General features: G+C 67.8%; 12 protein-coding genes and 1 riboswitch. Of the genes, 1 reads left to right on the top strand and 11 read right to left on the bottom strand.

The features are described 5' to 3' along the window. Window positions 1-4 precede the first annotated feature (4 nt). The gene (gene gcvP, locus ACIRP2_RS30005) at window positions 5-2,890 is read right to left on the bottom strand and encodes an aminomethyl-transferring glycine dehydrogenase (RefSeq protein ID WP_404255673.1); all 2,886 of its coding nucleotides are present in this window, start codon (window positions 2,888-2,890) and stop codon (window positions 5-7) included. A 194-nt stretch (window positions 2,891-3,084) separates the two neighbouring features. Then, window positions 3,085-3,181, bottom strand: a riboswitch (glycine riboswitch). A 101-nt stretch (window positions 3,182-3,282) separates the two neighbouring features. Here gcvP and ACIRP2_RS30010 point away from each other — a divergent pair. Next, window positions 3,283-3,663: a PRC-barrel domain-containing protein gene (locus tag ACIRP2_RS30010; RefSeq protein WP_404255675.1), complete on the top strand. Its 381-nt coding sequence runs from the start codon at window positions 3,283-3,285 to the stop codon at window positions 3,661-3,663. Here ACIRP2_RS30010 and ACIRP2_RS30015 read toward each other — a convergent pair. The 10 genes from ACIRP2_RS30015 to ACIRP2_RS30060 form a co-directional block, all read right to left on the bottom strand. Then, window positions 3,588-5,048, bottom strand: a complete 1,461-nt coding sequence (locus ACIRP2_RS30015; protein ID WP_404255677.1) for a DNA polymerase IV — start codon at window positions 5,046-5,048, stop codon at window positions 3,588-3,590. The genes ACIRP2_RS30010 and ACIRP2_RS30015 overlap by 76 nt on opposite strands. A gap of 57 nt (window positions 5,049-5,105) precedes the next feature. Beyond that, window positions 5,106-5,651 carry a MerR family transcriptional regulator gene (locus tag ACIRP2_RS30020; RefSeq protein ID WP_404255719.1) on the bottom strand — a complete coding sequence of 182 codons (546 nt, stop codon included), beginning with the start codon at window positions 5,649-5,651 and terminating at the stop codon, window positions 5,106-5,108. A 240-nt stretch (window positions 5,652-5,891) separates the two neighbouring features. Further along, complete coding sequence (locus tag ACIRP2_RS30025) at window positions 5,892-6,365, bottom strand: bifunctional nuclease family protein (protein ID WP_006123076.1); 474 nt, start codon at window positions 6,363-6,365, stop codon at window positions 5,892-5,894. A gap of 53 nt (window positions 6,366-6,418) precedes the next feature. Continuing rightward, complete coding sequence (locus ACIRP2_RS30030) at window positions 6,419-7,162, bottom strand: MerR family transcriptional regulator (RefSeq protein WP_404255679.1); 744 nt, start codon at window positions 7,160-7,162, stop codon at window positions 6,419-6,421. Between the two features lie 17 nt (window positions 7,163-7,179). Then, window positions 7,180-7,968 carry an FHA domain-containing protein gene (locus ACIRP2_RS30035; protein WP_404255681.1) on the bottom strand — a complete coding sequence of 263 codons (789 nt, stop codon included), beginning with the start codon at window positions 7,966-7,968 and terminating at the stop codon, window positions 7,180-7,182. A gap of 190 nt (window positions 7,969-8,158) precedes the next feature. Continuing rightward, window positions 8,159-8,947: a DUF881 domain-containing protein gene (locus ACIRP2_RS30040; protein ID WP_404255683.1), complete on the bottom strand. Its 789-nt coding sequence runs from the start codon at window positions 8,945-8,947 to the stop codon at window positions 8,159-8,161. A 5-nt stretch (window positions 8,948-8,952) separates the two neighbouring features. After that, on the bottom strand, window positions 8,953-9,285 hold the full coding sequence (locus ACIRP2_RS30045) for a small basic family protein (protein ID WP_003970459.1): 333 nt from the start codon (window positions 9,283-9,285) through the stop codon (window positions 8,953-8,955). Next, window positions 9,282-10,205 carry a DUF881 domain-containing protein gene (locus ACIRP2_RS30050; protein WP_404255685.1) on the bottom strand — a complete coding sequence of 308 codons (924 nt, stop codon included), beginning with the start codon at window positions 10,203-10,205 and terminating at the stop codon, window positions 9,282-9,284. Before ACIRP2_RS30050 ends, ACIRP2_RS30045 begins: the two co-directional genes overlap by 4 nt. A 98-nt stretch (window positions 10,206-10,303) precedes the next feature. After that, on the bottom strand, window positions 10,304-12,799 hold the full coding sequence (locus ACIRP2_RS30055) for a sugar phosphate nucleotidyltransferase (protein WP_404255687.1): 2,496 nt from the start codon (window positions 12,797-12,799) through the stop codon (window positions 10,304-10,306). Window positions 12,800-12,912: 113 nt separating this feature from the next. Next, on the bottom strand, window positions 12,913-13,521 hold the full coding sequence (locus ACIRP2_RS30060; protein WP_404255689.1) for a CDP-alcohol phosphatidyltransferase family protein: 609 nt from the start codon (window positions 13,519-13,521) through the stop codon (window positions 12,913-12,915). Window positions 13,522-13,709: the final 188 nt, after the last annotated feature.

The following is a 13,709-nucleotide window of genomic DNA, read 5'->3' on the forward strand; positions in this document are numbered from 1 at the left end:
TGCCTCAGTTGTCGTACTCGTCCAGTGGCGGGCAGGAGCAGACGAGGTTGCGGTCACCGAAGGCACCGTCGATGCGGCGCACCGGCGGCCAGTACTTGTCGGCGGCCGAGACTCCGGCCGGGAAGACCGCCACCTCACGGCTGTATTCGTGCTTCCACTCCCCGCCCAGCATCACCGCGGTGTGCGGAGCGTTGCTCAGCGGGTTGTCGTCCGGGCCCCACTCGCCCGACGCCACCTTCTCGACCTCGCCGCGAATGGCGATCATCGTGTCGCAGAAGCGATCGAGCTCCGCGAGGTTCTCGCTCTCCGTCGGCTCGATCATCAGCGTTCCGGCCACCGGGAACGACATGGTCGGCGAGTGGAAGCCGTAGTCGATCAGACGCTTGGCTATGTCGTCGACGCTGACGCCGGTGGACTTGGAGATCGGCCGCAGGTCCACGATGCACTCGTGTGCGACCAGCCCGGCCGGACCGTTGTACAGGATCGGGTAGTGCGGTTCGAGACGCTTGGCGATGTAGTTGGCGGCGAGCACGGCGACCTGTGTCGCGCGCTTCAGTCCCTCCCCGCCCATCAGGCGCACGTACGCCCAGGAAATGGGAAGAATGCCGGCCGAGCCCCACGGAGCGGCCGAGATCGGTCCGACGCCGCTCTCGGGCCCCGCCGCGGGCTGCAGCGGGTGGTTCGGAAGGTACGGCGCGAGGTGCGCCCGCACGCCGACCGGGCCGACGCCGGGGCCACCGCCGCCGTGCGGGATGCAGAAGGTCTTGTGCAGGTTCAGGTGCGAGACGTCGCCGCCGAAGCGGCCCGGCTTCGCGAGGCCGACCAGGGCGTTGAGGTTGGCGCCGTCGACGTACACCTGTCCACCGGCGTCGTGCACCTCGGCGCAGATGTCCGCGACGTGCTCCTCGAACACACCGTGCGTGGACGGGTACGTGATCATGAGCACCGCGAGCTCGTCGCGGTGCTTCTCGATCTTGGCGCGGAGGTCCTCGATGTCGACCTCGCCGTCGTCGGCGGTCTTCACCACCACGACCTTCATGCCGGCCATCACGGCGCTGGCCGCGTTGGTGCCGTGCGCGGAGGACGGGATGAGGCAGACGGTCCGCTGGTCGTCGCCGTTGGCCCGGTGGTACGCGCGCACCGCCAGGAGACCTGCGAACTCGCCCTGCGATCCGGCGTTCGGCTGGATCGAGACCGCGTCGTACCCGGTGACCTCGGCGAGGCGCTCCTCCAGCTCGCGGATGAGGGTGAGGAAGCCCTGTGCCTGCTCGGCCGGCGCGAAGGGATGCAGCGCGCCGAACTCGGGCCAGGTGATCGACTCCATCTCGGTGGTCGCGTTCAGCTTCATGGTGCAGGAGCCGAGCGGGATCATGCCCCGGTCCAGGGCGTAGTCCCGGTCGGCGAGCTTGCGCAGGTAGCGCAGCATCGCCGTCTCGGAACGGTGCTGGTGGAAGACCGGGTGGGTGAGGATCTCGTCGGTGCGCAGCAGGGCCTCGGGCAGTGCGTCGACGGCGGCCGCGTCCAGCGCCTCGACGTCCCCGTCGGCGCCGAAGGCGGCCCAGACCGCGGCGATCTGCGTTCGTGTGGTCGTCTCGTCGCAGGCGAGGGAGACCAGGTCGGCGTCGACGGGCCGGAGGTTGACACCTCGTTCGCGAGCCGCGGCCACGACGTCGGCGGCCTTCCCCGGAACACGCACGGTGAGGGTGTCGAAGTAGGCGCCCGTCACCACCTCGACGCCCGAGGCGCGCAGGCCCTCGGCCAGGATCGTCGCGTAACGGTGGGTGCGCTGAGCGATCGTCCGCAGCCCGTCCGGGCCGTGGTAGACGGCGTACATCCCGGCCATGACGGCAAGCAGCACCTGAGCCGTACAGATGTTGCTGGTGGCCTTCTCACGGCGGATGTGCTGCTCGCGGGTCTGCAGGGCCAACCGGTAGGCCTTGTTGCCGTCCGCGTCGACGGAGACGCCGACGAGGCGGCCGGGCAGGCTGCGGGCGAACTGCTCGCGTACGGCCATGAACCCGGCGTGCGGTCCGCCGAAGCCCATCGGCACACCGAAACGCTGCGTGGTGCCGACCGCGATGTCCGCGCCCAGATCACCCGGTGAGGTGAGCAGGGTCAGGGCCAGCAGATCGGCGGCGACCGTGACGATCGCGCCGAGCTCGTGGGCCTGCTCGATGACGGGCTGGATGTTGCGCACCGCGCCGGAGGCCCCGGGGTACTGCACCAGGACACCGAAGACACCGCGCTCGGCGATCTCCGCCGGGATGCCGTCGGCGAGGTCGGCGACAACGACCTCGACACCGGTCGGCTCGGCGCGGGTCTCGATGACGGCGATCGTCTGCGGCAGGGCGTCGGCGTCGATCAGGAAGACACCGTTCTTGACCTTGCCGACGCGCCGCGAGAGCGCCATGGCCTCGGCGGCCGCGGTGCCCTCGTCGAGCAGCGAGGCGCCGGAGGTGGGCAGGCCGGTCAGCTCGGCCACCATCGTCTGGAAGTTGAGGAGCGCCTCCAGGCGGCCCTGCGAGATCTCCGGCTGGTACGGCGTGTAGGCCGTGTACCAGGCGGGGTTCTCCATGACGTTGCGGAGGATCACCGGAGGGGTGAAGGTGCCGTAGTAGCCGAGCCCGATCATCGGGGCCAGCACCTGGTTGCGGTCGGCGAGGGCGCGCAGTTCGGCGAGGACCTCGGCCTCGGTGCGAGCGGTCGGCAGCCGGAGTGCCTCCGCGCTCTTGATGACATCGGGCACGGCTGCCGCGGTGAGCTCGTCCAGCGAGCCGTAGCCGACCTGGGCGAGCATCTTCGACTGGGCCTCGGCATCGGGACCGATGTGGCGCTGCTCGAACGGAATGCCCTGCTCCAGCTGCGAGAGCGGAGTGCGGCGGGGGGTCATGGTGGAGGCCTCCTGGTCTGTCACGACCTGCGAGGGGCACCACGGCGCGGGTGCCCGAACGGCCTCCCCCTCTGTCATCTCAACCTGAGAGCTTCACCGGCGCACCCTGCGGCGCACCGGCTTTCACCGTCGGTGAGGGAAGGAACCGCATCGGCGCTCGGCCGCGCGGAACCCGCCCTGCTTTCCAGAGTGACCTCGTCCGTGCGGTACGGGGGCCTGAGAGATTCCGGGGAGGATTTGCTCCTTCGGCGCCTCCGGATCAGCTCCGGAGGACTCTCCCGCACGGGTTCAGCGGCCAGTACCAGCCTACCAGCGGGGTCGATGGCGCCATTCTCGAGTGGCCAACCCCCCGGATCTGCACTTTTGTAGTGCTTGTGGAGTAGCCGCGACCAATGGGAGGGACCGTGCAGACCGACATCGATCCGCGCAGCCTGATCGGCCGCAAGGCGTTCGACCGCAAGGGCACCAAGATCGGAACCGTGGACGAGGTGTACCTCGACGACGCGACCGGTGTCCCCGAGTGGGCGGCCGTACGCACCGGACTCTTCAGCCGGGACGCGTTCGTCCCGCTGGAGCCCAGCGAATTCGTGGAGGACTCGCTCCGCGTCCCCTTCGACCGTGCGCTGATCAAGGACGCACCGGACTTCGGCGTCGGCCGCCATCTCTCGCCCGAACAGGAGCTCCAGCTCTACCGGCACTACGGTCTGGACTCCCCGTCCGAGGAGACCGGCCCGGACAGGGACTTCGGCAGACTGGCCGGCCAGGACGAGTAGTCCACCGGGTTCCGGACCAGCGGCAACGGCTCGGCCGGGTGCAGCGCCGGATCGTCGATCCGGAACGTCCGCACCCGGCCGGGTGCCGACTCCGGTTCCTCGAACCGCACCGTCACCCGGCCGATGCCGCTGCCCTGCACCCAGCCGTGGCCGTACGTGTCATGGCGTACGTCGTGCCCGGCGGTCCAGCGCCGGGCCTCCGGCGGCTCCACGCTTCCCGGGGGCTCCTCCGACGCACCGGTCACCGACTCCTCCCCGCGGCCTCCCGCCGTCGTCTCCTCCTCGGCCGCTTCCTCGGTCGCGGCCCGCTCACCGGCGGCCTGTGCGAAGAGATCCTCCTGGGTGTAATCGGCGAGCCCCGTGACGCCCACGCCGAGGAGCCGTACGCCCCCGGTGGTGTCCACAGCCTCCAGGAGCCGTGCGGCGGCCTCCCGGACCACCGTGGGATCGTCCGTGGGCCCACGCAGCGTCTCCGACCGTGTGAGTGTGGAGAAGTCGTACCGGCGCACCTTCAGCACCACCGTCCGACCGGAGCGCCCCGCTCCGCGCAGCCGCTGGACGCATCGGTCCGCCAGCCGCTCCACCTCCGTCCTGACCCGCACCCGGTCGTGCAGGTCCGCGTCGAAGGTGTCCTCCACCGACACCGATTTGGCGTCCCGCTCCGCGACCACGGGCCGGTCGTCGTACCCGTGCGCCATGCGATGGAGCGAGCCCCCGTGCGCCCTCCCCAGCAGGCGCACGAGCTCCGCCTCACCCGCCTCGACGAGGTCGTCCACGGTCGTCATCCCGGCGCGGCGCAGATGGTCCGCCGTCGCGGGTCCGACGCCGGGCAGGATCCGCACCGGCATGGGTGCGAGCAGTTGCCGCTCCGTGCCCGGTTCGATGAGCAGCAGCCCGTTCGGTTTCGCCTCCTCCGAAGCGATCTTGGCCAGCATCTTGGAACCGGCGAGCCCGACCGACCCGGTGAGCCCGGTGACCGCTTTGATGGCCGTACGCAACTGTTCACCGATCTCCCGCGCAGAAGCCGAGTCGTCGGCCGCCCCGCCTGCCTCCAGGTCCACGAAGGCCTCGTCGAGGCTGAGCGGCTCCACCAGTGGGGAGAGCCGCCCCAGCAGCTCCATCACCTGGTCGCTGACCGTCCGGTACAGCAGGAAGCGCGGCACCAGATAGGCCGCGTTGGGGGCCAGCCTCCGCGCCTGTGCCGTCGGCATCGCCGAGTGCACCCCGAAGCGCCGCGCCTCGTACGAGGCGGTGGCGACGACACCGCGGGGCCCCAGCCCGCCCACCACGACCGGCTTGCCGCGCAGACTGGGCTTCGACGCCTGCTCGGCGGAGGCGTAGAAGGCATCCATGTCGAGGTGCAGGATGGTGGGCGCGGCTCTCACATCAATCGATGCTGCCCTACGGCACTGACAATCGCCGCGCCCGATTCCGGGACGGGGTCAGCCGGCGCGGTTGCGTCGACGCGCGAGTTCATCGGTGGGGTTGTTCCCGATCAGTGTCTCGCCGGTGTCCACCCGCTCACCGTGCAGCTGTGACAGCGCCGCATCCACGTCCTGCCACACCACGCCCACAGCGATACCGAAGACCCCCTGGCCGCCCTGGAGCAGACTGACGACCTCGTCCGGCGAAGAGCACTCGTAGACCGTCGCCCCGTCGCTCATCAGCGTCATCCGCTCAAGATCCTGGAATCCGCGGGCCCGCAGGTGCTGAACCGTGGTGCGGATGTTCTGCAGGGCGACGCCCGTGTCCAGGAAGCGCTTCACGATCTTCAGCAGGACGACGTCCCGGAAGCTGTAGAGCCGCTGCGTGCCCGAGCCGTATGCGGGGCGCACGCTCGGCTCGACCAGCCCCGTACGGGCCCAGTAGTCGAGTTGCCGATAAGTGATCCCCGCAGCCGCGCAAGCCGTCGGCCCGCGATAGCCGATGTCGTTGGCCGATGCCACGCCGCCCCCCGCCACCGCCGCCGGTTGAACCGGTTGCCTGATGGTGTGGCCGGCTGTACTCCCCTGCTGCGGATACGGCCCACCCGCTGCCGTACCGTCGCCGCTGCTTCTCACGCCGACCTCCGTCCTTGACCTGCCATCTCGAAGGTAGGCAGTCACTCGGGGTGCGTCAACGATCGCCACACTCGGCACGCCGAGTGATAATCACCCTGAGGGTGGTTTCACGTGACGTGCGAGCGGGAAAGGCTTGTCGGATGCGCTGATGACGGCCCCGCAGAACGGTTACTGACTGTTGGTCCCGAAGTCCTCCGGTGAGATCTGGTCGAGGAACTCGCGGAACTTCTCCACTTCGTCCTCCTGCTCGTCCGGAATGGCGATGCCCGCGTCGTCCAGCACCCCGTCACTGCCGTAGATCGGCGTTCCGGTGCGCAGGGCGAGCGCTATGGCGTCGGACGGCCGTGCGCTCACCTCGACCCCGCTGGCGAACACCAGCTCCGCGTAGAAGACCCCTTCCCGCAGGTCCGTGATACGGACCTCGGTGAGCTCCTGGCCGACGGCCTCGAGCACATCCTTGAAGAGGTCATGGGTCAGCGGCCTGGCCGGTGCCATGCCCTGCTGGGCAAAGGCGATCGCGGTCGCCTCACCAGGACCGATCCAAATGGGGAGGTACCGGTCGCCTCCCACTTCACGCAGGAGCACGATCGGTTGGTTGGAGGGCATTTCCACCCGGACACCCACAACGTCGAGCTCGTTCACACAGCAACCCTAGGACGTGCTCGGCAGGTTTGGGTAGTCGGGCACCGACGTGATCAGTGGAACCGGACCCGCAGAGCCGCCTGCACCAAGGCCGAATGAAGCCGTACGGACAGCTCTCCGAGTTCCCGTGCGGTGGCCTCCGCATGTGCTCTGGTCTGCGGATTCCGGTGTCGGCGCAAGGGCGCGACCACTTGCTCGACGAGTCCGGCCTCACGGTCTGCAGCCGCTCGCATGGCGCGCAGGTGACGCGGTTCCAGACCGAATCGGCCCAGATCCGCCACAAGCTTGGCCACCGTGACCATCTCGGCGTCGTATCCGCCCTCGGAGGTCGGAACGACCAGGCCGTACGACTCCCACTCGACGAGGTCACTCTCGGTGATCTCGGCGGCCGCGAGCAGTTCGGCTCTGCCGATCCGGGCTGCGGTAGCCCGTCCGGGCTCCGCCTCCCAGCCGCTGTCGGTCAGCCCCCGTGGCCCGCCTCCGGACGGCAGGGCGGACCTCTCACCGCGAGCGAGGGCGTCCAGATGTTCCCGGATGACCTTCAGCGGCAGATAGTGGTCCCGCTGCATACGCAGCACCTGAGCCAGCCGCTCCACGTCGGCCCCACGGAACTTGCGGTAGCCGGAGGGGGTCCGCTGCGGCTCGACGAGCCCTTCGGCCTCCAGAAAACGAATCTTGGAGATCGTCACCTCGGGAAACTCGTCCCGCAGCTGCAGGAGCACCGTGCCGATGCTCATCGGGCGGTCGTCCGCGGTGGCGGTGCCGTGACCGGCACCGCCCGTCGGTGTTCTCAGCATGGACCTTCCCTGACGGGTCAGATGCCCCGCTGGCTCGCGTAGAAGACCAGCCGGTACTTGCCGATCTGCACTTCGTCGCCGTTGGACAGCGCGACGGAGTCGATGCGCTCACGGTTGACATAGGTGCCGTTCAGGCTGCCGACGTCCCCGACCGTGAAGCTGCCGTCAGGCATCCTGTGGAACTCCACATGCCGCCGCGACACCGTCACGTCGTCGAGGAAGATGTCGCTCTGCGGGTGGCGGCCGGCCGTGGTCAGCTCCCCGTCGAGCAGGAAACGACTGCCGGAGTTCGGACCACGTCGCACCACCAGGAGCGCCGAGCCGAGCGGAAGAGCGTCGACAGCCGCCTGCGCCTCGGGCGAGAGGGACGGTACGGGCGTCTGCCCGGTGGCCTCCGCCTCGTACGCCTCCAGACCGGAGATGGAGATGGTCGAGGTCGTCTCCGAGGCTCGCTCGGGAATTCCGCCCCTCAGCGGCGCTCCGCAGTTGGAGCAGAAACGACTGGCCTCGGCGTTGCGATGCCCGCACCTCGTACAGACCGGCATGGACGAACCCTCCTGCCCCGGGCTGAACCCTCCACCCGTACTTGAGGTTGACGGTTCCCCGAAACCTATGCGGCCGGCACCGGCAGGGTCAACGGACGACGCGCCGGAAAAACCCGAATTGTCACCGCTCGAACCGGATACCTGATCGCGGTAGAGCGGGCGCTCCGAGCCCTGCTCATCCGCCTGGCCATGGCGTGGTGCGCGATGACGGGCAGCCTCATCGCGAGCGCTCTTGCCGAACAACTTCCCAAACAACTTCACGGGCGATTCCCCTTGACCGAAATAGACCCGCCCGTGGGGCAGGACGAACCCTGAATGAACACACCTGCCGACCCGGACATCTTCACAACGTCCGTATCCACTCGACAGTTTCCACCACGCACCACCTTTACGATGCGCCGACCCCCCGCAACCTCCCGCCCGTGTCCTTCGACCCCTCCGCGCCGCCGGCTCACTGGGTCGACGACCGAGCGTAGTCAGGCCGCTTCGCCGGTCGCAAGACATCCACGACGATGTCGTCGACCTGCTCCACACGCACGGTGGCCTGCTCCTTCTCCAGTGTCTGCACCACACCCCCGGGGATGTTCAGAGCCGGCTCCAGATCCTGGGGCTTACCGATCACCTTGAACACATACGGCGCGGTGATCTTACGATCGTCAACCTTGACATGGCCGCCGTCACCGGAAAAGTAGGTATTGGCCACCACCCTCACCCCATTGACCTCGATCGCCTCGGCGCCCGCCGCGCGCAACTCCTGGAGCGCATCGAGCAGCATGTCCGCCTTGACCCCGTCCCCGGGATCATTGACCGTGAGCGTGATCCCGGGACCGTGTGCTGCGACGGTGCCCGCGAGGATACCGAGTTGCCGCTCCTTCTCGACCGTCTGCTTGCGCGCCTCCTCGGCCTGGTCGGAGCTGTTCTCCAACTCCGTGCGCTGGGCATCGAGGCGCTGTTTCTCGTCCTCCAGACGCTGCGTACGGTCGTCCAGCTCGTCGAGGATGCGGACCAGGTCTTCCTGACGGGCACCACGCAGAGCGCTGTTGTCGCTGTTCGAGCGCACCTGAATGGCCAGCCCGAGACCGAGGACGAACAGCAGCAGCGCGACGATGAGTTGGGCCCGAGTCACCCGCGGCGGCCACAGCCCGGCGATCAGCCGCTGACGCCCGGTGAGCTCCTTGGCGGCACCGGAGGACTGCTCGCCGGTGCGCTCCTTGTCGCTGGGAAGTTCTTCGTTGCTCATCGGCCTCAAGCCCGGAAGACGTGCCGTCGGATGGCCGCGGCGTTGGAGAAGATCCGGATCCCGAGCACGACCACCACACCGGTCGAGAGCTGCGCTCCGACGCCCAGCTTGTCGCCCAGGAAGACGATCAGCGCGGCCACCACGACGTTCGACAGGAACGACACGACGAAGACCTTGTCGACAAAGATTCCGTCGAGCATGGCCCGAAGACCACCGAAGACTGCGTCCAGGGCAGCCACGACGGCGATCGGGAGATAGGGCTCGACCACCGCGGGCACCTCGGGCCGGACCAACAGTCCGACCACGACTCCCACGACGAGGCCCAGTACGGCGATCACGATGTGCCCTTCCTTGTGTCTGCCGCACCACTGCCGGTGTCTGCGGCCTTATAAGGCTCTGCTGTTCGTACGATCAGGCTCGGTGCGACCGGGAGACTCACCTTCTGCTGCACGGACATGCTCGTCCGGATGTCGAAGGTGTCCTTGAGCGCCTGCAGATACTGGCCGTCGGCACTGGCCTGGAATGCGGTGCCGAGCGGCTTTCCGTCCCCCGCCGCCAGCACCGTGTACGGCGGCACGAGCGGTCTGTTGTCGACCAGTATGGCGTCGCCGGCCGCGCGGATCGCCGACAGTGCCGTCAGCCGTTGCCCATTGATCGAAACGGCTTCCGCGCCGGACTGCCACAGGCCGTTGACGACCCGCTGGAGGTCCCGGTCGCGAACCCGACCGGTGTCGGTGAATCCGCTGGTCTCCCTCGGCCCGCCACCGCCTTGATCGGTGCCCTCGGCGTCATCGACGACGAGCTTCACGCCGGGCCCTTCCACCGGCGTCGCCCCGGCGAGCAGCGCCACCAGCTCCCCCTGGTCCCCGCCGTGCTTCTCCAGGGCCTTGCGCTGACGCCTGCCCACATCGTCGCGGAGCTTGTCGACCTGGGCCTCAAGGGTGTCGGCCGCCGCCGTCTCTCCGTCGATACGGTCGATCAGTTCCTCGCGTTCCTTGGCGAGGACCGGCGCGGAGACACGTGCCTGCGCGGCCCCGAGCGTGACGACGAGGGCAGCGAGCACCAGACATGCGGCGAGACCGAGTTTCGACTTGAGCGTGCGGGGCAGACCCGCGCTTCCGTCGGCCTTGCGACGTGCCGACGCCTCGGCGTATCCGTCGTCCAGGCTGTGGTCCATCACATTGGTCAGCAGCGACATGGACGCGTCGGGGCGCGCTCGTGGCGGGGCGGTACTCCGATCGGGGGTCTGCTGCGACATGCCGCACATCGTCGCACGTCACCACCGCTACCGCCGAATGGCCCCACCGGTGCGCCCGGAGACGCCGCAGAGCGCCGCCGGGCTCACCGATGAAACCGTCACTGACCTGCGCTGTCCACGACTCCAGCCCATTCGTCCAGCAATGCCTGAGCGGAGGCGTCGTCCGGGCCCTCGGCCCACAAATGGGTGACAGCCTCGGCCGGGTCCGGCAGCACCATCACCCATCGCCCGTCGGCCTCGACGACCCGCACGCCGTCGGTCGTGTCGACGCTGCGGTCCCCGGCAGCCTCGACGACCCGCCGCATGACCATGCCCTTCACCGCCCAGGGTGTGGCCAGGTCACGGCGCAGTACGTGGGCACGGGGAATACGGGCATCGATCTGGCTCAGGGTGAGCTGGGTCCTGGCGACGAGCCCGAGAAGTCTCACGAAAGCGGCGGATCCGTCGAAGACGCTGCTGAATTCGGGAACGATGAAGCCGCCGCGGCCGTCTCCACCGAAGATGGTGCCTTCCTCGCGTCCCACGCGCGTCAGATCGTCGGGCGACGTCGTCGTCCATTCCACCTGCGTGCCGTGGTACGCCGCGACCTGCTCGGCGACCCGGGTCGTGGTCACCGGCAGTGCCACCCGCCCGCTGCGCCGCTCGGCCGCAACGAGGTCCAGCATCACCAGGAGCGCCCGGTCGTCCTCCACGATCCTGCCTCGTTCGTCGACCAGGGAGAGCCGCTCGCCGACCGGATCGAAGCGCACACCGAACGCGGCTCGCGCCGAGGAAACGATCTCGCCCAGCCGCACCAGCCCCGACCGCCGGGTGTCGACGGACTCGGTGGGCCGTGATTCGTCCAGCCCCGGGTTGATCGTCAACGAGTCCACACCGAGCCGTCCCAGCAGGCTGGGCAGAACCAGGCCCGCACTGCCGTTGGAGGCGTCGACGACCACCTTGAGACCCGCGTCGGCGATCCCGGCCGTGTCCACGTTGCGCAGCAGCGACCCCGTGTACGAGTCGAAGACGCTGGACGGGAAGTGCAGATCCCCGATCTCTCCGGGGAAGGCCCTGCGGTACTCCTGACGTGCGTACACCCGGTCCAGCTTCCGCTGCCGTGCCTGGGAGAGATCGGCGCCCCGCTCGTCGAAGAACATGATGTCGACCGAATCGGGCACACCGGGAGACGTACGGATCATGATGCCGCCGGCACTGCCCCGCGCCGTCTGCTGGCGCGCGACGGGCATCGGTACGTTCTCCAGGTCCCGTACGTCGATGGCGCTGGCCTGAAGCGCTGAGATCACCGCTCTCTTCAACGCACGCGCACCACGGGAGTGGTCACGCGCGGTGGTGACCGTCGAACCCTTCTTGAGGGTCGTGGCGTACGCTCCGGCAAGCCGGACCGCCAACTCCGGCGTGATCTCGACGTTCAGGATCCCGGACACCCCGCGGGCTCCGAAGAGATGGGCCTGTCCACGCGATTCCCAGATCACCGAGGTGTTGACGAAAGCTCCGGCCTCGATGGTCTTGAACGGGTATACACGAACATTGCCCTGAATGATCGATTCTTCACCGATCAGACACTCGTCCCCGATGACCGCACCGTCCTCGATGCGGGCGGCCCGCATGACGTCGGTGTTCTTACCGATCACACATCCGCGCAGATTGCTGTGCTGGCCGACATAGACGTTGTCGTGCACGACGGCTTTGTGCAGGAAGGCGCCGCTCTTGACGACGACATTCGACCCGATGACCGTGTGCTCACGAATCTCCACCCCGGCTTCGATTTTCGCGTAGTCCCCGATGTACAGGGGGCCTCGCAATACCGCGTCGGGATGTACCTCCGCGCCTTCTGCGACCCATACGCCGGGCGAGATCTCGAAGCCGTCGATCTCGACGTCGACCTTCCGTTCAAGGACGTCGGCCTGGGCCTTCACATAGCTCTCGTGAGTACCGACATCCTCCCAGTAGCCCTCGGCGACATAGCCGTAGATCGGCTTGCCTTCCTTCATGAGCTGCGGGAAGACATCCCCTGACCAGTCCACCGAGACATCGGCTTCGACGTAGTCGAACACCTCGGGTTCCATCACATAGATGCCCGTGTTGACCGTGTCCGAGAAGACCTGACCCCAGGTGGGCTTCTCCAGGAAGCGCTCGACCTGGCCCGCCTCGTCCACGATGGTGATGCCGAATTCCAGAGGATTGGGCACACGGGTCAGGCACACCGTCACCAGGCCGCCTTTTTCCTTGTGGAAGGCGATGAGATCGGTGAGATCGAAGTCGGTGAGCGCGTCCCCCGAAATAACGAGGAAGGTGTCGTCCTTCAGTGCTTCCTCGGCATTCTTCACGCTCCCCGCGGTGCCGAGCGGCTTCTCCTCGTTGGCGTAACTGAGATCCATCCCGAGCTCTTCGCCGTCCCCGAAGTAGTTCTTGACGAGCGAGGCGAGGAATTGGACCGTCACGACGGTCTCGTTGAGCCCGTGCCGCTTGAGCAGTCGAAGCACATGCTCCATGATCGGCCGATTGGCGACGGGCAGAAGCGGCTTGGGCATGCTTGAGGTCATGGGGCGAAGACGAGTGCCTTCGCCACCAGCCATCACGACGGCCTTCATGTCGGAAACGTCCTCCTTGCAGAGACGACGGTCAAGCCGACTTCGCCCGTCGGGGCGCCATCCGGGTCATCAGCGGCGGGTCGGCCACACTGCGCGACACCGCGTCAACGAGCTCAATCGGCTACTGCATCCGCCTTGACGAGTCGGCGGACCTGAACCACGTAGAGGATCCCTGCCCACCAATAGAGCGTTGTACCCCAAACTGCGAACGCCCATCCGAAAATGGCAGCCAGCGATGCAAGCCAACCACTTCCGTCACTGAGCAGCAACAAGGGGAACGCGTACATCAGGTTGAACGTCGCAGCCTTCCCGAGGAAGTTCACCTGGGGCGGTGGATAGCCGTGCCGACGGAGAATTCCCACCATCACGAGGAGCATCAGCTCGCGTGCCAGAAGGGCTGCGGTGAGCCACAGTGGCAGAATCTCCCGCCAGGTCAGCCCGACGAGGGTGGAAAGGATGTAGAGGCGGTCCGCAGCAGGGTCCAGAAGCCGGCCAAGGCTGCTGATCTGGTTCCACCGGCGAGCGAGCTTGCCGTCGAGGTAGTCGCTGATACCGCTGAGCATGAGCACCAACAGGGCCCAGCCATCGCTTTTCGGCCCGCCGAACTCGGGACGAAGAATCAACCACAGGAAGAGCGGAACCCCGACAAGGCGCGCCATGCTGAGGATGTTGGGGATGGTGAGTACCCGGTCCGTCTGAACCCGAGTCTCCTGGACCTCCACCCGGGGGCCTCCTGTGAAGAACGTGCCAATGATGCCCCTTGACCCTACCGTCAGCCGCCATCGGCAGACGCACTGGGGTGACGCAGGCATCCCGTGAACGCAGAAAAGCCCCGTGCCACAAGGGCACGGGGCTTCTCCGTAAAAGGAGTTCGGCGGCGTCCTACTCTCCCACAGGGTCCCCCCTGCAG

The sequence above is a fragment of the Streptomyces sp. NPDC101194 genome (genome assembly GCF_044767885.1).
Taxonomy (GTDB): Bacteria; Actinomycetota; Actinomycetes; order Streptomycetales; family Streptomycetaceae; genus Streptomyces.

Excerpts from the sequence above, each read along its gene's own strand:
- gcvP (WP_404255673.1), bottom strand. The coding sequence starts at position 2,890 with ATGACCCCCCGCCGCACTCCGCTCTCGCAGCTGGAGCAGGGCATTCCG.
- ACIRP2_RS30010 (WP_404255675.1), top strand. The coding sequence starts at position 3,283 with ATGGGAGGGACCGTGCAGACCGACATCGATCCGCGCAGCCTGATCGGC.
- ACIRP2_RS30030 (WP_404255679.1), bottom strand. The coding sequence starts at position 7,162 with ATGCTGAGAACACCGACGGGCGGTGCCGGTCACGGCACCGCCACCGCG.
- ACIRP2_RS30040 (WP_404255683.1), bottom strand. The coding sequence starts at position 8,947 with ATGAGCAACGAAGAACTTCCCAGCGACAAGGAGCGCACCGGCGAGCAG.
- ACIRP2_RS30050 (WP_404255685.1), bottom strand. The coding sequence starts at position 10,205 with ATGTCGCAGCAGACCCCCGATCGGAGTACCGCCCCGCCACGAGCGCGC.
- ACIRP2_RS30055 (WP_404255687.1), bottom strand. The coding sequence starts at position 12,799 with ATGAAGGCCGTCGTGATGGCTGGTGGCGAAGGCACTCGTCTTCGCCCC.